20 protein-coding genes are annotated in these 19,459 nt (G+C 54.7%); 5 read left to right on the top strand and 15 right to left on the bottom strand.

Going from position 1 to position 19,459, the window contains the following annotated elements; translation table 11 throughout:
- The first annotated feature begins 305 nt into the window (after positions 1-305).
- On the top strand, positions 306-542 hold the full coding sequence (lpp, locus tag GVO84_RS09450) for a murein lipoprotein Lpp (protein ID WP_001082307.1): 237 nt from the start codon (positions 306-308) through the stop codon (positions 540-542).
- 60 nt (positions 543-602) lie between these two features.
- On the opposite strand, the gene ldtE is transcribed toward lpp, so the two are convergent.
- The 9 genes from ldtE to GVO84_RS09405 form a co-directional block, all read right to left on the bottom strand.
- On the bottom strand, positions 603-1,616 hold the full coding sequence (gene ldtE, locus GVO84_RS09445) for a L,D-transpeptidase LdtE (RefSeq protein WP_159513964.1): 1,014 nt from the start codon (positions 1,614-1,616) through the stop codon (positions 603-605).
- Between the two features lie 97 nt (positions 1,617-1,713).
- Positions 1,714-2,130 (bottom strand): cysteine desulfuration protein SufE, encoded by a 417-nt coding sequence (gene sufE, locus GVO84_RS09440; protein ID WP_159513963.1) that lies wholly within the window; start codon positions 2,128-2,130, stop codon positions 1,714-1,716.
- Between the two features lie 14 nt (positions 2,131-2,144).
- Positions 2,145-3,365: a cysteine desulfurase SufS gene (gene sufS, locus GVO84_RS09435; protein WP_159513962.1), complete on the bottom strand. Its 1,221-nt coding sequence runs from the start codon at positions 3,363-3,365 to the stop codon at positions 2,145-2,147.
- The gene (gene sufD, locus GVO84_RS09430; RefSeq protein WP_159513961.1) at positions 3,362-4,633 is read right to left on the bottom strand and encodes a Fe-S cluster assembly protein SufD; all 1,272 of its coding nucleotides are present in this window, start codon (positions 4,631-4,633) and stop codon (positions 3,362-3,364) included. Before sufD ends, sufS begins: the two co-directional genes overlap by 4 nt.
- A complete protein-coding gene (sufC, locus tag GVO84_RS09425; protein WP_014831592.1) occupies positions 4,608-5,354 on the bottom strand; it encodes a Fe-S cluster assembly ATPase SufC in 747 nt (248 codons plus the stop codon). The genes sufD and sufC overlap by 26 nt, the downstream gene beginning before the upstream one ends.
- Before the next feature lie 9 nt (positions 5,355-5,363).
- The gene (gene sufB, locus GVO84_RS09420) at positions 5,364-6,854 is read right to left on the bottom strand and encodes a Fe-S cluster assembly protein SufB (RefSeq protein WP_023335409.1); all 1,491 of its coding nucleotides are present in this window, start codon (positions 6,852-6,854) and stop codon (positions 5,364-5,366) included.
- Between the two features lie 8 nt (positions 6,855-6,862).
- Positions 6,863-7,231 (bottom strand): Fe-S cluster assembly scaffold SufA, encoded by a 369-nt coding sequence (gene sufA, locus GVO84_RS09415; protein ID WP_008500631.1) that lies wholly within the window; start codon positions 7,229-7,231, stop codon positions 6,863-6,865.
- Positions 7,232-7,544: 313 nt separating this feature from the next.
- On the bottom strand, positions 7,545-8,273 hold the full coding sequence (locus tag GVO84_RS09410; protein WP_159513960.1) for a MerR family transcriptional regulator: 729 nt from the start codon (positions 8,271-8,273) through the stop codon (positions 7,545-7,547).
- 188 nt (positions 8,274-8,461) lie between these two features.
- Positions 8,462-9,682: a diguanylate phosphodiesterase gene (locus tag GVO84_RS09405; protein WP_121423466.1), complete on the bottom strand. Its 1,221-nt coding sequence runs from the start codon at positions 9,680-9,682 to the stop codon at positions 8,462-8,464.
- 337 nt (positions 9,683-10,019) lie between these two features.
- Here GVO84_RS09405 and ycgZ point away from each other — a divergent pair, with 337 nt between their 5' ends.
- The 4 genes from ycgZ (at position 10,020) to fdhF (ending at position 13,234) form a co-directional block, all read left to right on the top strand.
- Positions 10,020-10,259: a regulatory protein YcgZ gene (ycgZ, locus tag GVO84_RS09400; protein WP_029739771.1), complete on the top strand. Its 240-nt coding sequence runs from the start codon at positions 10,020-10,022 to the stop codon at positions 10,257-10,259.
- A gap of 4 nt (positions 10,260-10,263) precedes the next feature.
- Positions 10,264-10,584: a hypothetical protein gene (locus GVO84_RS09395; RefSeq protein ID WP_159513959.1), complete on the top strand. Its 321-nt coding sequence runs from the start codon at positions 10,264-10,266 to the stop codon at positions 10,582-10,584.
- 29 nt (positions 10,585-10,613) lie between these two features.
- Entirely contained in the window at positions 10,614-10,892 is a 279-nt protein-coding gene (locus tag GVO84_RS09390) for a biofilm/acid-resistance regulator YmgB/AriR (protein ID WP_023311323.1), read from the top strand.
- Between the two features lie 191 nt (positions 10,893-11,083).
- Entirely contained in the window at positions 11,084-13,234 is a 2,151-nt protein-coding gene (fdhF, locus tag GVO84_RS09385; RefSeq protein WP_159513958.1) for a formate dehydrogenase subunit alpha, read from the top strand.
- A 66-nt stretch (positions 13,235-13,300) separates the two neighbouring features.
- Here the strand turns inward: fdhF and GVO84_RS09380 are convergent, their stop codons facing one another.
- From GVO84_RS09380 to GVO84_RS09355, 6 genes are all read right to left on the bottom strand, one after another.
- Positions 13,301-13,942 carry a helix-turn-helix transcriptional regulator gene (locus GVO84_RS09380; RefSeq protein WP_159513957.1) on the bottom strand — a complete coding sequence of 214 codons (642 nt, stop codon included), beginning with the start codon at positions 13,940-13,942 and terminating at the stop codon, positions 13,301-13,303.
- A 51-nt stretch (positions 13,943-13,993) separates the two neighbouring features.
- Positions 13,994-14,506 (bottom strand): fimbrial protein, encoded by a 513-nt coding sequence (locus GVO84_RS09375; RefSeq protein WP_159513956.1) that lies wholly within the window; start codon positions 14,504-14,506, stop codon positions 13,994-13,996.
- Between the two features lie 11 nt (positions 14,507-14,517).
- Complete coding sequence (locus GVO84_RS09370) at positions 14,518-15,465, bottom strand: fimbrial protein (protein WP_159513955.1); 948 nt, start codon at positions 15,463-15,465, stop codon at positions 14,518-14,520.
- A gap of 10 nt (positions 15,466-15,475) precedes the next feature.
- Positions 15,476-18,004, bottom strand: a complete 2,529-nt coding sequence (locus GVO84_RS09365; RefSeq protein ID WP_159515619.1) for a fimbria/pilus outer membrane usher protein — start codon at positions 18,002-18,004, stop codon at positions 15,476-15,478.
- Positions 18,005-18,050: 46 nt separating this feature from the next.
- A complete protein-coding gene (locus GVO84_RS09360; RefSeq protein ID WP_159513954.1) occupies positions 18,051-18,728 on the bottom strand; it encodes a fimbrial biogenesis chaperone in 678 nt (225 codons plus the stop codon).
- Positions 18,729-18,806: 78 nt separating this feature from the next.
- Entirely contained in the window at positions 18,807-19,337 is a 531-nt protein-coding gene (locus tag GVO84_RS09355; protein WP_159513953.1) for a fimbrial protein, read from the bottom strand.
- Positions 19,338-19,459: the final 122 nt, after the last annotated feature.

Genomic DNA, 19,459 nt, shown 5'->3' with positions numbered 1-19,459 from the left:
TCCCGAACGAATTAATTTTGATAAAAAGCGCCCGCCGGGCGCTTTTTTTATTCCCGGCATTAGCCAAAGTCATTCAAATTGCAAATCGGGTTTCTCTATTTAATTGCGAATTATCTAAGATGAATCCGATGATAAATGCCTTTTTTTACATAGATTTTTGCCCAAAAAGGGCTGATTCGATGCTTCTTTGAGCGAACGATCAAAAATAGGTGTATTCCCATCAAAAAAATATTCTCAACCCAAAAAACTTTGTGTAATACTTGTAACGCTACATGGAGATTAACTCAATCTAGAGGGTATTAATAATGAATCGTACTAAACTGGTACTGGGCGCGGTAATCCTGGGTTCTACTCTGCTGGCTGGTTGCTCCAGCAACGCTAAAATCGATCAGCTGTCTTCTGACGTTCAGACTCTGAACGCTAAAGTTGACCAGCTGAGCAACGACGTGAACGCAATGCGTTCCGACGTTCAGGCTGCTAAAGACGACGCAGCTCGCGCTAACCAGCGTCTGGACAACCAGGCTACTAAATACCGTAAGTAATAGTACCTGTTAATAAAATGGCGCACATTGTGCGCCATTTTTTTTGCCTGCGTCAAACGGCTACTGCGTTACCTTCTCCCCTTCATCTTCCGCTACCGCTGCGGACACCCGACTGTTCTGCACCGACAACACGCTATTGCTGGCTGACGGACCGCTACCTGACGACACGATAACCGGGATCCCGGCGCGGCGTGACAGGGCTTTCTCAATCAGAGCCTTATCGCTTCCCGCCTGAGAAACAAAGGTCGCAAAATCTGCGGAATGGGTAATCGGCGAGACCTGCGGGTTTTCCCCTTCTACCTGCGCCAGCGGGCGGTGGACTTCAACATAGCGTTTACCGTCCGGCTCCACGGAGAACTTCACGGGTTCATTGATAATCTGTACCCGCGTGCCAACCCGCACCTGTTCGAACAGTGATTTAATGTCCGGGGCATTCATCCGCATACAGCCGGAGCTGACGCGCAGGCCGACGCTGTCCGGCGCGCTGGTGCCGTGGATGAGATATTCCCCATTCCCCACGCCTAAACGCAGTGCGAAGCGTCCAAGAGGGTTATTTGGCCCGGCAGGTACCACCGGCGGTAATTTAATTCCCTGCTCCAGAGAGCGCGCTCTGATGCCCGGCGTAGGTGTCCAGGTGGGATTCGGGATTTTCTGGCTCACGCGCGTGGTCGTGACCGGCGTTTCCAGCCCCAGCTGTCCGATGCCGAGCGGGAAGACCTGAACGATGTTTTCTCCCGGCGGGAAGTAGTAGAGCCGAAGCTCTGCGAGGTTCACCACAATGCCCTCGCGCGGCGTATCCGGCAGCAGCATCTGCGACGGAATAGTAATCACGGTTCCCGGCGCAGGGTTTACCGGCGCAATGGTATTGTTCGTTTCCAGGATCACCTGCGCCGCCGTATTAAACCGGCGGGCGATGGTCTGAAGCTTATTATCCCCTTCCTGTATCGTGTAGGTTTGATTTTGCCCAATCAGGCGGCTGCCTGCGGGCGGCAATGGATAGTCCATCGCGCGGGCCGAATTAAGTGCGCCGAGCGAACTGAGGAGTAATAGAGTTATTAGAGACGCGCGCTTCATGCTGAGATTCCTTATTCACTGACAGAACGCCAGAAAGCTGAAAAACCAGCGAGGCGGGAACCACCTCGCGAAACAGAATGAATGCTGTTCTGTAAGTCTAGCTAAGGATTGCAGCTTTGGCGCGAATGGCGCGAATCATCGCTTCCAGTCCCTGGGATCGGGACGGGGTGAGGTGTTGGGTCAGGGCCATTTTTTCAAACCACGGGCGGACATCGAACGCGACAATGTCCTGCGCCGACATCTGGTGATAGAGAATAAAGACGACCGCAATAAGCCCTTTCACAATGGCCGCGTCGCTGTTGCCGCGTAATTCGATAGTGCCGTCGTCAGATTGCTTCATCACAATCCACACCTGGCTCTGGCAGCCCTGAATGATATTATCCGGGTTATGCGCCTCTTCGCTGAGCGGCGGCAGACGCTGCCCCAGCTCGATGATATAGAGATACTTCTCTTCCCAGTTTGCGCAACGCGAGAAGTTGCGCAGTAATTTATCTTTGTCCGGCAGTTCCGCCATCTTTCGCCTCTCCGTTAGCCCAGCAGTTGGTGAATACGCTTAAGCCCCGCCACCAGCCTGTCGACTTCTTCCGTTGTGTTGTACATCACCAACGACGCGCGGCACATTGCCGGTACCTGGTAAAACGCCATCAGCGGCATCGCACAGTGGTGCCCGGTACGGACCGCCACGCCGTAGTTATCGAGGAAACTGCCCACGTCATAGGCGTGATGTTTCCCGAGATTGAACACAATCACCCCTTGCCGGTCGGCAGGCCCGTAGAGGGTCAGATCCGGCACGCTGGCAAGCTCCGCAAGCGCATAGTGCATCAGCAGCTGTTCGTACTCCTGAATGCTGTCAAGGCCGATTGCGGAGACGTAGGAAATCGCCGCCCCCAGACCGATAATCCCGCCGGTATTGGGCGTGCCCGCCTCAAAACGCCACGGCGCGCGGGCATAGGTGGTGCCTTCCGTCAGGCTGACGGTGGCGATCATCGACCCGCCCCCTTCCCATGGCGGCATCGCCTGCAGGATTGCCTCTTTCACGTACAGCACGCCAATCCCGGTCGGCCCATAGAGCTTGTGGCCTGAAAAGACGTAGAAATCGCAGTCCAGCGCCTGGACGTCAACCGCGTGGTGCATCACCGCCTGAGCGCCGTCAATCAGCACCTTCGCGCCCGCCTGATGGGCCTTTTCGACAATCTCTGCCACCGGGTTTTCCGTCCCCAGCACGTTGGAGACCTGGGTGACCGCCACCAGCCGCGTTTTATCGTCAAGCAGTGCGTCTAGCTGCTCGAGCTGCAGCGTCCCGTCGGCGTTCAACGGGATCACCCGCAGCTGCGCGCCAACGCGCTCGCAGAGCATCTGCCACGGCACGATATTGGCGTGGTGCTCCATCTGGGTGATGATGATGTTATCCCCCGCGTGGACCTGCGCGTTGCCCCAGCTGTTAGCGACAAGGTTGATCCCTTCGGTGGTTCCGCGCACGAAGACCAGCTCTTCAGGCGAACGTGCATTGAGGAAGGCGGCCAGCTGCGTACGCACGTTTTCCATACGCTGGGTCGCCTCGGCGCTCAGGGTATGAATACCGCGATGCACGGCGGCGTAGCCGTGGCGATAAAACTCGGCTTCCGCATCCACCACCTGATTCGGCTTCTGCGCGCTGGCCGCGCTGTCCAGATAGGCCAGAGGAAGACCGTTTACTTCACGGGTCAGAACCGGGAAATCTGCCCGTACTTTCTCGACGGGAAAACTCATGCTTCGCCTCCAGGCAGACGCTGGCCGATACGCGCCAGCACCTGCTGTTTTAACTGACTATCGTGAAGCGCTTCCGTCAGCTCGGCGGCAAACGCATAGATAATCATTTTCTGCGCCGCCTGCTCGTCGATGCCGCGGGAACGCAGGTAGAACATCTGCTCGTCGTCGATGCGCCCGACCGTCGCACCGTGGCTGCACTTCACATCGTCAGCGTAGATCTCCAGCTGCGGTTTGGTGTCCACCTCCGCCAGGCGGCCTAACAGCAGATTGTTGTTGGTCATCTGCCCATCGGTTTTAATGGCGTGCTGCGCCACGTTAATCAGTCCGTTAAACACCGCGCGGCCTCTGTCGCTGACGATGGTTTTATGCAGCTGGCGGCTGTTGCAGTAGCCCTTATTGTGCTCAAGCCAGGTGCGCGTGTCGCACACCTCTGATTTAACCGGCATCGCCAGGCTGTTGATGCGCAGCGTGGTGTTTTCACCGTTAAGCTGCGTGCTGGTGTTGTGACGTAGCACCGCCCCGCCGAGCAGGAAGCTATGGCTGTACGCCGCGGCATCCTGACCCAGTACAATGTCGTTATGGGCAAAGTGGTGACTCTGCGCATTTTCAAACGCCAGCTTAACGTGGTGAAGCTGGGCATTGGCGGCAACGTTCATCGTCAGACGGGATCCGGTAAAGTGTCGGATATCGTTGAGGCTGACGTAATGTTCGATGACCGTGGCCTCCGCCCCCTCCGCCAGCTCCAGATGGTGACGATAGTGCGCGGTGTTGATTTCGTCGCCGTCCAGCCCCTGGGTGATGTGCAGCAGCAGCAGCGGCTTCGCCGGACGCTGGTTACGCTTCACGCGGATATGCGTCACGCTGCGGGCCAGGCTCTCGGTCAGGTGCAGGAAAACCTCAGGCTGAACCGGGGCGCTCAGGGACTGGCGATCGTCGTTAATCTCAATCTCAAATCCGCTCCCCTGAAGCGCGTCGCTCAGCTCCGGACGGAACTCACCGTCGACAAACACCAGGCGCACGGCGTCCACGCCCACTGCCAGCGCGTCACGCTGCGCAGGTGTGAGATCCGCCAGACGGGTCACAAACTCGGCGTTCAGCAGGCCATCGAGCGGGGTGTACTTCCAGTTTTCATGCTTACGCGTCGGCAGGCCGAGACGCAGCATCTGCTGCAGATGCTGCTGCGCCTGCTCAGAGCGCGTGCCGCCCTGGGCTTCAAACAGCCTGTGCCACTGCTGGAGCGCATTACTGCTGTTCGGTAAGCCAGCCATAGCCCTGCTCCTCCAGTTGTTTAACCAGCGTGAAATCACCGGATTTCACAATACGCCCCTGGTAAAGCACGTGGACGTAATCCGGCTTGATGTAGTCCAGAATGCGCTGGTAGTGGGTGACGATAATGAACGAACGCTTGCCGTCGCGCAGGGAGTTCACCCCGTCAGCGACAATCTTCAGGGCGTCGATATCCAGACCGGAGTCGGTCTCATCCAGAATACACAGCTCGGGCTCCAGCACCGCCATCTGCAGAATGTCGTTACGTTTTTTCTCGCCGCCGGAAAAGCCAACGTTCACCGAACGGGTCAGCAGATCCTCCGGCATTTTCAGCAGCTTGATCTTCTCTTCCATCAGGTCCTGGAAGTCGAAGCGGTCCAGCGCCTCCAGGCCGCGATACTTGCGCACCGCGTTCAGCGCCGTCTGCAGGAAGAACTGGTTGCTGACGCCCGGAATTTCGACCGGATACTGGAAGGCCATAAAAATGCCCTCTCCCGCGCGGTCTTCCGGTGACATCTCCAGCAGATCTTTGCCGTTAAACTCGACCGAGCCGTGGGTCACCTCATAATCTTCGCGCCCCGCCAGCGTCGCAGAAAGCGTACTTTTCCCGGAACCGTTCGGCCCCATGATGGCGTGGACTTCACCCGGTTTGACGTCAAAATTGAGGCCACGCAGGATGGCTTTGTCTTCTACGCTAACCTGTAAATCTTTAATGCTTAACATGTGCTTTCCTTAACCGACGCTGTGTTCAAGACTAATGGCGAGGAGTTTCTGGGCTTCAACGGCAAATTCCAGCGGCAGTTCAGAGAACACATCCTTACAGAAGCCGTTGACGATCATCGAGATGGCGTCTTCTTCGCTGATCCCGCGCTGCAGGCAGTAGAAGAGCTGATCTTCCCCAATACGCGACGTCGTCGCCTCGTGCTCAAGCTGGGCCGTGTTGTTACGGCACTCGACGTACGGGAAGGTATGCGCACCGCAGTCAGCGCCAATCAGCATCGAGTCACACTGGGTAAAGTTTCGCGCATTGGTGGCCGTAGGCATGATTTTCACCAGCCCGCGATAGCTGTTCTGGCTATGCCCGGCAGAGATCCCTTTCGAGATGATGGTGGATTTGGTGTTTTTACCGATGTGGATCATCTTGGTGCCGGTATCGGCCTGCTGATGGCCGCTGGTCAGCGCCACCGAATAAAACTCGCCGATGGAGTTATCCCCGCGAAGGATGCAGCTCGGGTATTTCCAGGTGATGGCCGAGCCGGTTTCGGACTGGGTCCACGACATCTTGCTGTTTTCGCCTTCGCACAGCGCGCGCTTGGTGACGAAGTTCAGAATACCGCCGGTATTGCCGTCGCCCGGGAACCAGTTTTGCACCGTGGAGTATTTCACCTCGGCATCTTTGTGGATGATGACCTCCACTACCGCCGCGTGCAGCTGGTAGCTGTCGCGGACCGGAGCGGAGCACCCTTCGATGTAGCTGACGTAGCTGCCTTCATCCGCGACCAGAATCGTGCGCTCGAACTGACCGGTTTTTTCGGCATTGATGCGGAAATAGGTGGAAAGCTCCATCGGACAGCGCACGCCTTTCGGCACATAGATAAAGGTGCCGTCAGAGGCTACCGCCGCGTTGAGCGCCGCAAAGAAGTTGTCGTTAGAGGGCACCACGGTCCCAATGTACTTTTTCACCAGTTCCGGATGATCGTGAATCGCTTCGCCGAAGGAGCAGAAAATGATCCCCTGCTCAGCGAGCTTCTCGCGGTAGGTGGTCGCCACCGAGACGGAGTCGAAAATGGCGTCCACCGCCACCTCTTTGCCCTCACGCACGGGCACGCCCAGCTGGTTAAAGGCTTCTTCCACCTCTTTGCTGAGGAAGCTGTTCTCCGCGCCGGTTTGCTGCACCGCGCCGGGCTGCGAGGCGCAGGTGTCGTCACAGCTGCCGCAGGACGGTGCAGAGTAGTAGCTGTAATCCTGATAGTTCAGCTTGTCATAATGCGCTTTCAGCCAGTGCGGCTCTTCCATCTCCAGCCAGGCGCGGAAGGCGCTCAGGCGAAACTCCAGCATCCACTCCGGCTCGTTACGTTTCGCCGAAATCGCCCGCACGACATCTTCGTTGATGCCTTTCGCCAGCTCATCGGTCTGCAGCTGGGTGAAGAACCCCTCTTTATAGTTGAGGTGTCCACCGCCCCAGGTATTTACTTCACTCGTTGCTTCAGTATTACGAGACATAGTACCGCCTATACCCCAAAGCTTTCGCCGCAGCCGCATTCGTTCTGGGCTTTCGGGTTATGAAATTTGAATAACTGGTTTAAGCCTTCGCGGACGTAGTCCACTTCGGTGCCGTCAATAAACGGCATGGCCTGCAGCGCGACGTACAGTTTCGCGCCGTCCGTCTCGAACACCAGGTCATCTTTCTCGGGTTCGGTGACGGTATCGAGCACGTAGCCAAAACCTGCGCAACCGGTCTGTTTGACGCCCAACCGCACGCCGAGGATCTCGGGCTTTTTCGCCACCAGCTCGTGAATATGTGCCGCCGCCGCTGGCGTGAGCGTTAAACCGCGCCAGGCAAAATCGGCAGGATTAAAGGTTTCTGAATGCAGTTCCATAGGTCCACCTCATCTGATAAGCCATCAGGGCATAACACCATGTTAGTGATAACGATTATCACTTCAACCCTCTGTCAGCAGGGGCATTCGGCTAAACCGCCCTTTTTGCCTACTTTTATTAAGCATAGACCCTATGGCAGGATGCAGTCAGGATGGATGTATTTGTTCAATGCATTGATTAATAATGCATTTCGTCGCGGTATTTATGACGGAGAGGAGAAAAGTAAAATATGCATCGGAAATGCCTATTTTTGAGATAGCTTTTGCTCAGAAAATGACAAAAACAAAAAAAGGCCCTCAAGGCCTCTGACGCTCACTGATGAAATGAGACAGCAAACCCCTGTTCACGCCAGTGGTCGAGCTGTTCCTGCTGGCGAGGCGTTGGGGATTTCCCCGTCCAGACGAAGATTTTTTGCCCCGGGAAGAGTTCAGGACGCGGCGAATCAATGGGTTCCGCCAGGACGTCAATGTGCCAGCCCTTCTGCGATAATCGCGCGGCTTCCAGCCACAGGTGGGTGCGGTCATCGCATTCCCAGCCAATCAGCAGCGCGTCTTTACCGGCTTTTTTGCGGGACTCCGCCAGGCTTGCAATGGCGAATTCGATCAGTACGCCGTCAAACAGGCTCGCCATGTGACGCACGGTATTTTGATCCTGATTCATTCGCTGACGGACGGGAGAGATAATATTGTCAATCAGCGCGTCCATCGCGTGATCGCGGCGGAATTCACTGATTTTGGCGCGCAACTTTGCCGGGCTGGCGTAACGCAGAACGGTCATCATCTCTTCCTGGAACGAGACCCAGTTGCCCTGAGTCAACACTTCTTTGTTTTCCAGCAGGGCTTTGACTTTCCCGACCGAAACGCCGCTCTTCATCAGGCGCTTGATCTCTTCAATACGCAGGATATCTTCATCGTCAAACTGACGATGACCCCCTTCGCTGCGCTGCGGCTTCAACAATCCATAACGGCGCTGCCAGGCACGCAGCGTAACGGGGTTGATACCGCATCGTTCGGCCACTTCGCCGATACTGTAATAGGCCATTAACTCCCTCACGCTCAGAACTTCCATACCTAACTGCACCAACCTTATCAGATTGTACACACCATTTGTATAACTAAGACCGCATTTTGAACGGGTGAACGGGGTTCTTTCCCATCCACCTGTTAATACATTGTTGTATAAAATTTGCCATTCGTACAGTTAAGTCTGCCGGATTGTGTACAGCTTTATCAGAAGTCGAACTTTTTCTCCGGCCACGCAATCGCGGGAATACCGCCGTGGCGCGGGCTGGCAAAAAGATGTCCCTGGAACTGGGAAATACCCGCGGACTCCAGCCACATCCACTCTTCCGCCTTCTCTACCCCCACCGCGCAGAACTGGATCTCAAGCGATGAGCAGCATTTGATAATCGCCTGAATAATGGCCTGTCGGGGGCCACTTTTATGCACGTTCGCCACCAGATCGCGATTAATCTTAATTCTGTCCGGCTGGAACTGCGCCAGCAGCTGCAGCCCGGCAAAACCGGCGCCAAAGTGATCGATCGTCACGCTGATGCCCGCGCTTTTTAACTGCCTGACCGAATCCGTGAATTCATCAAAACGGGAAATGGCTTCGCTCTCGGTGAACTCCACCACAATTTGCTCCGGCACAAAGCCATTTGCTTCAATCGCGGTGAGCAGAAAATCCACGGCGTTGGGAATGTTGACCAGCGTCATGGGCAGCAGGTTAAGGGATAACGTCTGGTCCTGTAGCCCCAGCGTGCTGGCCATGGAGAGCGCCACCTGCTTGCTGTGTAAATCAGAGGCATACACCTCGTCACGCGGCAGATTGGCAAAGTAATCTCCCGGAGCGCCGCCGTCAGGCGTGCGGAGAAGCGCCTCCCAGGAGACGACCCGCTGCATAAACGGATCGACTATCGGCTGGAACGCAAAGCTGCAATCCGCCCCCTTCGCGACCACCTCAGGCTGCACCGACAGGCGCGTTTCTTCGCGAACGAACTCCCAGGAATCCGCCGGCGGCAGTTCAAAATAGTTCGCTTTTTCCGTGGCCTCGACAAAGGTGCGGAAAAACTGCAACGGGCGATCGTTATACGTCAGCTGATAGCGTGTCGTTCCCCTGTTAAGCACCTGCTGCAGCACCTCGTCCCTGTCGAAGTGGCGTAAATCAAAAAGCTCCATGCCCACGTTGCCAAAGCGTCGGACAGGTCCGTGATCGCGCATCAGCTCCACCACGTTATGGTGGCGCGGGTCGCTGCAGATCTGCTCATAGATGGCAGAGACGTGCTCCACTGGCCCTTCAAGCAGCTGAAAAAAATGTGTGCCGTTAAAAAGCAGGATCCCCGTGACGTTGGATTGCCGGTTTTTACTATTTGCTGCAGCGACCATGGCTTCCAGCGCCTTCACTGGAACGTCCTCGCAGATATGACTGCGGTAAATGATGGTTGTGAGCATGCGATTCCTGGGGTTAGGGTTTTGGCCACAAATAAGGTGGATAAAGATCATTTATAGCACATTAATTGCCTGACAAATAATTTACATCTCAATCATTTACGGCAGTTAGTGATACTTTTTTTCGAGCTGTACAACTTACCAGCGCCAGACCTTTTTGTACAATATATCCTGTAACATTACCGACTCATGACAAGACTATAACCCAATGAAAAAAAAGTAATTTATAAAATATATCATAAAAATATTAAAAAACTGTACATTTTGGGTGTACAGATTTAGGAATTGTGTATACCTTAATTGTAACGTTAGTGATTACAAAATTTTACAGGAGCGAAACATGCAGCAGAAAGGTTACGCCACAGATTCCGCAGCAGCGATCGCACAGTACTTCGAAAAGGCCGCGCTGCCTACCCAGCAGGAGACGCTGGGTCAGGTGGTTGTCGAAATCCTCAGCGACGGGCGGAACCTGAATCGCAAATCGCTCTGTACCAAACTGCTCAGCCGCCTCGAAAGGGCCGATGGTCCGGAAGAGGAAGAGCATTACCACATGCTGCTTGGTCTGCTCTTCGAACGATAACGTGATGAATAGCAGTGACGCGGATCGACTGATCGACCAGCTTATCGGTGAAGCCGTTCTTTCTCTTTTGAAAGAGCGGGGGCCAGTGACAACCGAAGGATTGCTGCAGCGTCTGCGGGTAATGAAAGAACATGAAAAGGATCCCCGGCGGCGGGAGACACTTGCGGTGGTGATTGCCGACATCGGCTCAAACAGCATCGCCTTTACACGTCGCAGAACCGCGCAAGGACGAACGAACAGAGAGGGACCTCTCAACGATAACAGAGACAATGTAGTGCCGTTATTTGGAAGTGGAAAACCGTCCGATCCCAAAAAAATACATTGACTGCAATTTAACAGCTACGGTGAGAACAAATGAGACAAAATATTCAGCTTCAACCCGAATACCATTCTGCTTTTTTAGACAGTGCGCTGTCGGAATATTTCCGTCACGCAGGCGATCGTTTTGCTGAAGAGTCCGCTGTTTTTTCTACTGCAGTACGCTGTGTTCTGGCCTCCGAAGGCCATCTGTCTAATAAAGCGATCATCCTCTGGCTCATTCAGACGCTGGAAGCCACCCACGATGTGGTTCAGGCGGATGTGATTCGCAAGACCCTGGAAATCGTGGTGGGTTACACGATGGACGATCTGTAAGCTCCTGCGCTCAACGCCTCCTAACGTGTCATCGTCAAAACTGACGAACAGTCTGACGATGACACGCGCCTTTCCCGCGTAACACCCTGTAAAACCAGCAAAGCCAATCTGGCACGGTTCCTGCTTACCTCTGCTTACGGGACTGGGTTGTCCAGTCAACTTTGCTTCATTTCTTAACAGGTCTGTTATTGATGAAAAAGATCGCCAGCGTCTGCCCTTACTGCGGTGCAGGCTGTAAATTAAACCTTGTCGTTGAAAATAACCGTATCATCCGTGCCGAAGCGGCAGAGGGCGTCACAAACCAGGGCACCCTGTGTCTGAAGGGCTTTTACGGTTGGGACTTCCTCAACGATACCCGTCTGCTCACCCCGCGCCTGACTCAGCCGATGATCCGCTACCACAAAGGCGAGGCGTTCACCCCCGTTACCTGGGAAGAGGCTATCCGCTACACCGCCCACCGGCTCAGCAGCATTAAAGCGCAGCACGGGCCGCGGTCAATCATGACCACCGGCTCCTCCCGCGGAACCGGCAATGAAACAAACTATGTGATGCAAAAATTTGCCCGCGCGGTGCTGAACACCAACAACGTGGACTGCTGCGCGCGCGTCTGTCACGGCCCTTCCGTGGCCGGTTTACAGGAAACCCTCGGCAACGGCGCGATGAGCAACTCAATCAACGATATTGAAAACTCAAAATGCCTGCTGGTGTTTGGCTATAACTGCGCGGACTCCCACCCTATCGTCGCCCGACGCGTGCTGAAAGCGCGGGAAAACGGCGCGAAAATCATCGTCTGCGATCCGCGGCGAATTGAAACGGCGCGCATCGCCGACCAGCATCTGCAGCTGAAAAACGGCAGTAACATGGCGCTGGTGAATGCCTTTGGTTACGTGCTGCTGGAAGAGGAACTCTACGACAAAAGCTACGTGGCGCGCTTTACGGAGGGGCTGGAGGCCTATCGCCAGATGGTGAAAGACTATGCGCCGGAGAAGGTCGAGCATCTTACCGGCATTCCCGCCCGCGACGTTCGTCAGGCGATGCGCATCTTCGCGGCGGCCCCTTCCGCCACCGTGATGTGGGGGATGGGCGTGACCCAGTTTGGTCAGGCTGTGGATGTGGTCAAAGGGCTTTCCAGCCTGGCGCTGCTGACCGGTAACCTGGGCCGCCCCGCCGTCGGCGTCGGGCCCGTGCGCGGTCAGAATAACGTCCAGGGTGCCTGCGACATGGGCGTTCTGCCGAATATGTTCCCCGGCTATCAGGATGTGACCGATCCGGCGGTCAGGCAGAAGTTCGCCGATGCCTGGGGGATTGACGTCAACAACATGGACGATCGGGTCGGGACGCGCATTACCGAGGTGCCTCATCTGGCTCTGGAAGGCAAGGTCAAGGCCTACTACATCATGGGGGAAGATCCGCTTCAGACCGAAGCCGATCTCGGTCTCGTTCGCAGCGGCTTTGAGGCGCTCGACTTTGTCGTGGTTCAGGACATCTTTATGACCAAAACGGCAGAAGTGGCGGACGTCCTGCTTCCTGCCACCTCCTGGGGTGAACACGGCGGCGTCTTTACCTGTGCCGATCGCGGGTTCCAGCGTTTTGGCAAAGCCATTGAGGCCAGCGGCAACGTGAAGCGCGACTGGGAGATTATCAGCCTGCTCGCCACCGAGATGGGCTACCCGATGCATTATGACTCCAACCAGCAGATCTGGGATGAGATGCGCGAGCTGTGCCCTCTCTTCTACGGCGTGACGTATGAAAAAATGGGCGAGATGGGCCACGTGCAGTGGCCATGCCCGACGCTGGATCATCCGGGAACGCCGTACCTGTACAAAGACAATCTGTTCGACACCCCAACCGGTAAAGGGCAGCTTTTTGCCGCGCCGTGGCGCGCGCCGGCGGAAACTCCGGATGCGGATTTCCCGCTAGTGCTATGTACGGTACGTGAAGTGGGACACTACTCCTGCCGCTCGATGACCGGGAACTGCGCCGCGCTGCAGAGCCTGGCCGATGAGCCGGGACGGGTGCAAATGCACCCTGCCGATGCGGAAAAACTGGGCATTACTGACGGACAACTGGTCTGGGTGCGTTCGCGTCGCGGCAAAGTGATTACCCGCGCCAGCATCAGCGAGCGTATCAACGCCGGGGCCGTCTACATGACCTATCAATGGTGGATTGGCGCCTGCAACGAGCTGACCCAGGACAACCTCGACCCCATATCCAAAACGCCGGAAACGAAGTACTGCGCGGTGCAGCTGGAGGCGATTGAGGACCAGCGCTGGGCGGAGGATTTTGCGGCGTCGGCGTATCAGTCCATGAAGTCGCGGCTAATTAGCGCGGTGAATGTCTGAATAAATGTCGGGTGGCGTCACTGCCACCCGGCAACTAAACGGCGACAGTCCCACCGTCTCTTCCGCTCATCTCTCGTAATCGATCAGATGGTCACGCAATTTGTTCGGGTAGGCATTCTGTTCGACCATCCTGTGAATGAGCGCCATAAGCTCGTAATCACTGCGCAGATCGAATTTTTGCATCAGCAAATACTTATGCGTGAATACCGTTTTATCACTTGTCCTGAGCACATCCGCAATTTGCCCTACCGATAACCCTCTGTAAAAATTCACCGTAACGCGGATCTGCTGCGGCGAGAGTATCTTATGCTGGCACTCGAAACAGCCTTTATGCTGCCAGCGATATCCCGGCAGCTGCGTACGGTACCATGCACTGAAGAGCATCTCGCTAACCTGACCAAGCGGGGCGCGGCGGGAGATGAACATCATATCCTGAACACAGGATGAAAATGCGGAAAAACGCCGCTCATCGTCCACCAGCCCAATCACAATCCCTTTTTTTCGCGCTTTCAATTCGGGAATACAGGTCAGCGTTTCCCCAGGGCATAAAGCGAGAATAATAATATCGGCGGCACTGACGCTGTCATAAGTAAGCTCAGTATCAAAATGAATTTGATGCCTGAAATTATGCAGGAAGAAATCCACAAGAAAATATTGCAGGCCATTTTTAAAAAAAGAATCCGGTTCTTTAATCAGAATATTCAACATAACAATTACCGTCATCTGCATATCAATAAGGACAACTAACGCGCGTGTCGATCAGTTGTATTGCATCGTCATGACCACAACGGCACTAATGCTCCCCGGCGTCGCACCGCCGGTAATAGATTTGACTGATGCCTGCATAGCCATCGTCGCGGTTCTGTCTGCTGCAATGCTCTGCGTAATGCTTGTCCCGGTGCCTTTTAACGCATCGGTTGCAGCCTCGCGCATCGCAATCGCGACGTTCGTGGCCGAGCCGCTGTTCATATAGTAATCCCCCCCCGCGACGGGATCGGGGTTACCGGTAAAGGAGACCGTAACGCTGCGCGTGCCTGCCGGACACTGGGTAAACAGCAGGCTAAAAGGCACAGGATCGGATGTCGACCCCGGCGTGACCATATTGGATGCCTGAATATTGCCGAGATTAATATCCAGAGTGTTATTCCCACCGTTAAAGATACAGGGGGAGGCAACAATATTTCCGGTAACGCTGACGTTTACACTGTCCGCCGCAAATAAATGACAGCTGATTAATGTAGCGCCGAGTGCTGCCGTGCGCAGAATATTCATCGTTTTATCCATCACTGATACGTCAAATTTAAGGTTGCAGACGCATTGGCGGTACCGGGTTCAACCGTCGTTTGCGTCTGGTAATAACGCGCTGTTAAAGGAAACGCCTGCTGCCCGCCCGTGGTGACGTTTAGCGGTAGACGCGTATTCAACGTGATGGGGGTACCGTTGTAGAGTAACTGAACGCCAACCCCTTTTGCCGTGCCGGTATTACCCTGCCCCGTCAGCGCGAGGACGCTCGTTGTGGCCACGTCAGGGTTTTGAATACCGCTGAGCGAAACGTTGACGTTTGCGCCCGGATCGCAGTTCAGTCCCAGGTTCTGCGTATTCTGGGCGCCTGCGGGCGTGGTTCCGACCGTTGACCCAAACGTCACGGCAGAAATATCGCCGATGGGAAACGTCAGCTGCGGTGTTGTAATGCTGCAGGCCAGCACGTTGATGGTTCCGTCCAGCAGCGTCGTCGTCAGGCCATCACGATAAACGCCGTCACTGTCCTGCAGCATCACCACGCCCAGCACGCCCGGCGTCAGTGACCCCGACGCAACCGGTCCGGTAACGATGAGCTCTATTTTACCGCCCCACCATTCGACATAGCTTGCCTGTGCAGTATAAGAAAAGGTATTGGTCGGGTTTTCAAAATAATTACCCGATGAAAAGCGCACGCCTATACCGTTTACATTGGTGTTATAAACATGATTACCGTAAGTACTTGGTGTCGCATTCAGATACCGCATGCTAAAACCCAGCATTAACGGGTTGGTACATCCCGTTAAATAGGAACCGGTTAACGTCGCGTTTCGCGAAAATAATACGGTACCCACGGCAACGTCGCGCTGAACCGTAATCGTGCCGATGGACAAGGTTGATTCCTGTGGCGTAATCGTCGTGCAGGTTCCTGCATGAGCACTGTTCAAGCCTGCTGCGACACACAGCAGGAATATGATGTTAATTAAGCGCATTTTAAAAACCCTAAAGACAATTGACGTTAATTTCGGTAATTCCGCCAGCCGACGGCTGCGGGGAAAGCTCGTACGGTGCGCGGCATTGCCGATCGCTATCCGCTCCCCACGTGACGAAAACGGTTCCCTGTGTGTCCAGACCGGTGAGATAAGCCTGGCCTCTATCGCCAACAATAACGCTGCTGCCGTCGGCGCCCTTCAGGCTTGCCGTTGCGCCAAAGGGAACAAACTGGCCGTTATGCAGTAAAGTAAACAACGCCCGTCGCCCCACCTTCGCCTTATAGTCGGCCAAAACGATCGCGCCGCGCGTTGGCGTCACCGCCCGGGTATTGATATCCAGCTCAACATCATCCGGCAGGCTTTCCGGGGCAAGGGTGATGTCATTTTTACGGTATACGGAGAGATTGCTGACCACCGTGTATCCTCGGTAATCCGTTTTAACACCCGCCTGATTGCGGATATCGACGCCGTGCGCGCCCGGCGCGCTAATCAGAACATTGGTCTCACCCAGGGGCTGCGAAAGCGTGATCCCCTCTCTGTGAGCAAGAATGCCCCCCTGCAGACCGTAGTTAAGTCGCTCGCTGTTTTTGTCGTAGCTGTAACCCGCCGTCGCTTCGCCGTAGGTTCCCTTATAATCAGCATTTATATTGCCCGTGTAGCCAACGCCGTCCGACCCGTATCCCTGCTGCACGTTCCAGTTCAGGGCGTGGTTTTCCAGCGCCACGCCGTTGAGACCAACGTTGTGTGTGGTGCCGTTATTCTTGCTGGCGCTCACGCTATAGTTAGCCCAGGTCTGTGGCAAAAACTTCTCCAGAGGAATGCTGACGTTAAAGGCCAGCAGCCGATCTTTGTCGTACCGTTTATTGTCATCGTATGAACCCGCACTGCCGTTTTGACTGTAGGTCCAGGTGAGTCCATAACTGATGTTGTGCCAGTAGTTGTTGTAACCCAGGCTGTATGACGCCATCGTTTTACCCGAATTCCAGTAGTCTTCACGGGCCGCGCTCAGCGTCAGCGAGCCAAGGTTGCCGCCCAGCGTCTGGCTCATCGTCAGCTCGGCCCGGTTGCGGCGTCGGTCCTGAAGCGCGGAGCTGTCACCGTACGAATCAAGGATCTCCTGCATGCCGTAGTAGCCGCTGGTCGAGTAGCGGTAGCCCGCAATCGAAAATTGGGTTCCGGTACCCACAAAGTTTTTGCTGTATCGCGCCCGCCAGGACTGGCCGTTGGATTTCTCACCACCCTGCGGGGTGGACCAGGCCTGGGTCATGTCTGCAGAAATCGCGCCGAAATCCCCCATGTTTTTCCCAAGCCCGGTGGCGATCGACTGATATTTACTCGACTCCTGCAGCCCGCCATAGAGCGTCAGGCCATACGGCAAACCATAAATCCCGGTGATTTGCCCAAACGGGGTCTTATCAACGCTGCTGCTATAGGAACGGTACTGCCCTCCGGTCACCGCATATTTCAGGCGCCCTTCACGCTGTAAAACCGGTAAAGACGCGTACGGGAGGGTGAAATGCTGCTCGCTGCCGTCAGCTTCCTTAACGGTGACGTCCAGATCGCCCGCGCCCCCCGTGGGGTACATATCGGTAATTTCAAAAGCGCCCGGCGCCACGTAGCTCTGATAAATCTGGTAGCCATTCTGGCGAACAATTACCTGCGCATTGGTACGCGCGATACCCCGCACCACGGGCGCATAGCCTTTGAGCGAATCCGGTAGCATGTCGTCGTCTGAAGCCAGCTGTCCGCCGCGAAACGGCATGCTGTCGAACACGTCGGCTGGGGCGGAGCTATCCCCCAGGGTGAGCTGCGCCTTGAGCGGAATAATGGCCCGCTGTGCATAGGTGTAGACGGTATCCCATTTGTCCTGACCGCTCTCATCCCGCGACCAGGTGGTGTAATTTCGCAGCCGCCACGGCCCAAGGTTGATACCCGGGCGCAGGTTGGCATATTGACTGTTGGTGTTTTTACTCTCGTTCTGTTTCGCCCAGGTGTTTGCGCCACTCAGGCTGTAGTTAAGCATCGCGGCGGCAATCCCCTCATCCCACTGCTCTGGTGGGACATATCCTCTCGCAGGCAGATCGATTGCGGCCTGAGGAATGCTGATAACCAGCCGCTGCGCGCTAAACTGAAAATCCGTACTGGCATGAGGGATCGCCTGCAGGTTAACGCAGGTTGCGTTTTCTACAGCCAGGTTGGGAAACAGCGCCGTTTTGACGCCCCATTTTTTTAGCTGTGCAATGCTCAGGCAAGGCTGCAGGCTGTCGTTTTCCTTCCCGTTTTTTCCGGCAACAAAATCAATATCGCTGGTCTCAATAAGCTGGTCGTCAAGAATGATATCAACATGGTATTTCCCTGGTGCCTGCGAACCTGATTCAAACGCAGATAAATCGGCTTTACCCATTCCCGGATTATCCAGCTCTACCAGCTCGGCGTTAAAAGAATCACTGGCGTTAACCGCGGGTACTGCATTAGCCAGCGCGAAGGCGATACATATCGCCAGCCGCGCGGGTTGCATTTTTTTATTTTTCGTTGCCATCATCATAAACCTGACTCGATATTGAGGATGCTGCTTTCTTCAGAAATTAAAAGCTGGCCTGATGCGTTATTCCCGGGCTGCCGTAATCATTGATCACTTTAAATATAATCTGATTACCCGCGGTGCCCGGTGGCAGGCTAAATATGGCCACTTTGCCAGGGTCCACCCAGGTGACATCCTCCAGCTTTTTTCCGCCAATACTTATTTCATTAAAGTTAATGACGTACGGCGTGGGATTAGTAACCTGAAGTTTATTTCCGCTCCGCGACCAGGTTAATTTACTCGCCTGTTCATCAGGCGTTGACGCCTTCAGACCTGCCGGACGATAAATGAGCTTGATGCGGGTTTTAACGGCAATTTGCAACGCGTTTGCCTGTTTTGTGGCTGACGGTATCGCTTTAATATTTAACCAGAACAGGCTCTCTTTATCCTGCGGTAGCGATCCAGAGAATAAAATACGCTCAATATTTTGCTGGCCACCGTTCAGTCTGTACAGGGGGGGCGTGACGATAAATGGCGCTTTATTAGCATTACCCTCTGGCATGTCGACCCAGGACTGAATTAAATAAGGGGCTGCATCCACATTATTTACGCTAATGGACGCCTCTTTTTTCCCGCCATCAAAAATTACGCGGGTACCGCCAATCACGACCCCGGCAAACGCTTGTGACAGCGACGCAGTCATCACCGCCGCGCTCAGCAGGGTTTTGCTAATAACATTCATTTCAAACCTCTTAAAACAAGGGGGCAATAATGCCCCCGCGCAGCGCCTCGCGGCGCTGGCTCTTGTTATGCTTTATGGCTAGTTATAAACAACGGAGAAGTTAGCGACGGAGTTTGCAGGACCGGCGGTCACCGCTGCCGCTGTTGAAATATACTGCGCGTAGAAATTCAGCGTATTGTCAGCGGTGCTGCTCAGCGTATAGCTGTAGTTGTTGCTGCCGTGCAGCGGCAGATCCGCTTTATCAGCAGTCATCAAATTGATAGCAACACCCGTTGCCGCGCCGACGACGGAGGTATCGATGGCCAGCAGATCGGCGTTAGTCAGGTCAGGCGTACCGTCAAAACGGACTTTGGCACTGGTGACGGTAACCGGGCAGTTTTTCAGAATAATATCGAAGCGCGTTGCCGCCGTTCTGGAGCCCGTCGTCGTGAATTCTGTTTTATAATAATCACCTAATACGACCACCTGGTTTTGAGAGGCAACCGCCACATCACAGGCTGAATCCAGGATGTTACCATTAAAGTTAACGGTTCCTGCAGCAGCGAAAGCATTGCCCACCATTAAGGCAGAACCTGTCACAACCATCGCTAAAATAATGTTCTTTTTCATAATCTTCATTTTCCTGTTTACGGGATAACTTTATTTATTATTGAAATTCATGCAGCAGAAAGCCGATAAAAGAATCGCTATAAATTCTTTTACTTTTCGATAAATGACTTAAGGTCTTTCTG

This window comes from Enterobacter sp. SM3, assembly GCF_009811935.2.
Taxonomy (GTDB): domain Bacteria; phylum Pseudomonadota; class Gammaproteobacteria; order Enterobacterales; family Enterobacteriaceae; genus Enterobacter; species Enterobacter asburiae_D.
The sequence above is the reverse complement of the archived record's forward strand: the minus strand, read 5'-3'. Positions and strand labels throughout refer to the sequence as shown.

What these genes read in the sequence shown, in the direction of transcription:
- sufD (WP_159513961.1), bottom strand. Translation starts at nt 4,633, where the DNA reads ATGGCTGGCTTACCGAACAGCAGTAATGCGCTCCAGCAGTGGCACAGG.
- sufA (WP_008500631.1), bottom strand. Translation starts at nt 7,231, where the DNA reads ATGGAACTGCATTCAGAAACCTTTAATCCTGCCGATTTTGCCTGGCGC.
- GVO84_RS09410 (WP_159513960.1), bottom strand. Translation starts at nt 8,273, where the DNA reads ATGGCCTATTACAGTATCGGCGAAGTGGCCGAACGATGCGGTATCAAC.
- GVO84_RS09375 (WP_159513956.1), bottom strand. Translation starts at nt 14,506, where the DNA reads ATGAATATTCTGCGCACGGCAGCACTCGGCGCTACATTAATCAGCTGT.
- GVO84_RS09365 (WP_159515619.1), bottom strand. Translation starts at nt 18,004, where the DNA reads ATGGCAACGAAAAATAAAAAAATGCAACCCGCGCGGCTGGCGATATGT.
- GVO84_RS09360 (WP_159513954.1), bottom strand. Translation starts at nt 18,728, where the DNA reads ATGAATGTTATTAGCAAAACCCTGCTGAGCGCGGCGGTGATGACTGCG.
- sufB (WP_023335409.1), bottom strand. Translation starts at nt 6,854, where the DNA reads ATGTCTCGTAATACTGAAGCAACGAGTGAAGTAAATACCTGGGGCGGT.
- GVO84_RS09380 (WP_159513957.1), bottom strand. Translation starts at nt 13,942, where the DNA reads ATGTTGAATATTCTGATTAAAGAACCGGATTCTTTTTTTAAAAATGGC.
- sufC (WP_014831592.1), bottom strand. Translation starts at nt 5,354, where the DNA reads ATGTTAAGCATTAAAGATTTACAGGTTAGCGTAGAAGACAAAGCCATC.
- GVO84_RS09395 (WP_159513959.1), top strand. Translation starts at nt 10,264, where the DNA reads ATGAATAGCAGTGACGCGGATCGACTGATCGACCAGCTTATCGGTGAA.
- lpp (WP_001082307.1), top strand. Translation starts at nt 306, where the DNA reads ATGAATCGTACTAAACTGGTACTGGGCGCGGTAATCCTGGGTTCTACT.
- fdhF (WP_159513958.1), top strand. Translation starts at nt 11,084, where the DNA reads ATGAAAAAGATCGCCAGCGTCTGCCCTTACTGCGGTGCAGGCTGTAAA.
- ycgZ (WP_029739771.1), top strand. Translation starts at nt 10,020, where the DNA reads ATGCAGCAGAAAGGTTACGCCACAGATTCCGCAGCAGCGATCGCACAG.
- sufE (WP_159513963.1), bottom strand. Translation starts at nt 2,130, where the DNA reads ATGGCGGAACTGCCGGACAAAGATAAATTACTGCGCAACTTCTCGCGT.
- sufS (WP_159513962.1), bottom strand. Translation starts at nt 3,365, where the DNA reads ATGAGTTTTCCCGTCGAGAAAGTACGGGCAGATTTCCCGGTTCTGACC.
- GVO84_RS09370 (WP_159513955.1), bottom strand. Translation starts at nt 15,465, where the DNA reads ATGCGCTTAATTAACATCATATTCCTGCTGTGTGTCGCAGCAGGCTTG.
- GVO84_RS09355 (WP_159513953.1), bottom strand. Translation starts at nt 19,337, where the DNA reads ATGAAAAAGAACATTATTTTAGCGATGGTTGTGACAGGTTCTGCCTTA.
- GVO84_RS09390 (WP_023311323.1), top strand. Translation starts at nt 10,614, where the DNA reads ATGAGACAAAATATTCAGCTTCAACCCGAATACCATTCTGCTTTTTTA.
- ldtE (WP_159513964.1), bottom strand. Translation starts at nt 1,616, where the DNA reads ATGAAGCGCGCGTCTCTAATAACTCTATTACTCCTCAGTTCGCTCGGC.
- GVO84_RS09405 (WP_121423466.1), bottom strand. Translation starts at nt 9,682, where the DNA reads ATGCTCACAACCATCATTTACCGCAGTCATATCTGCGAGGACGTTCCA.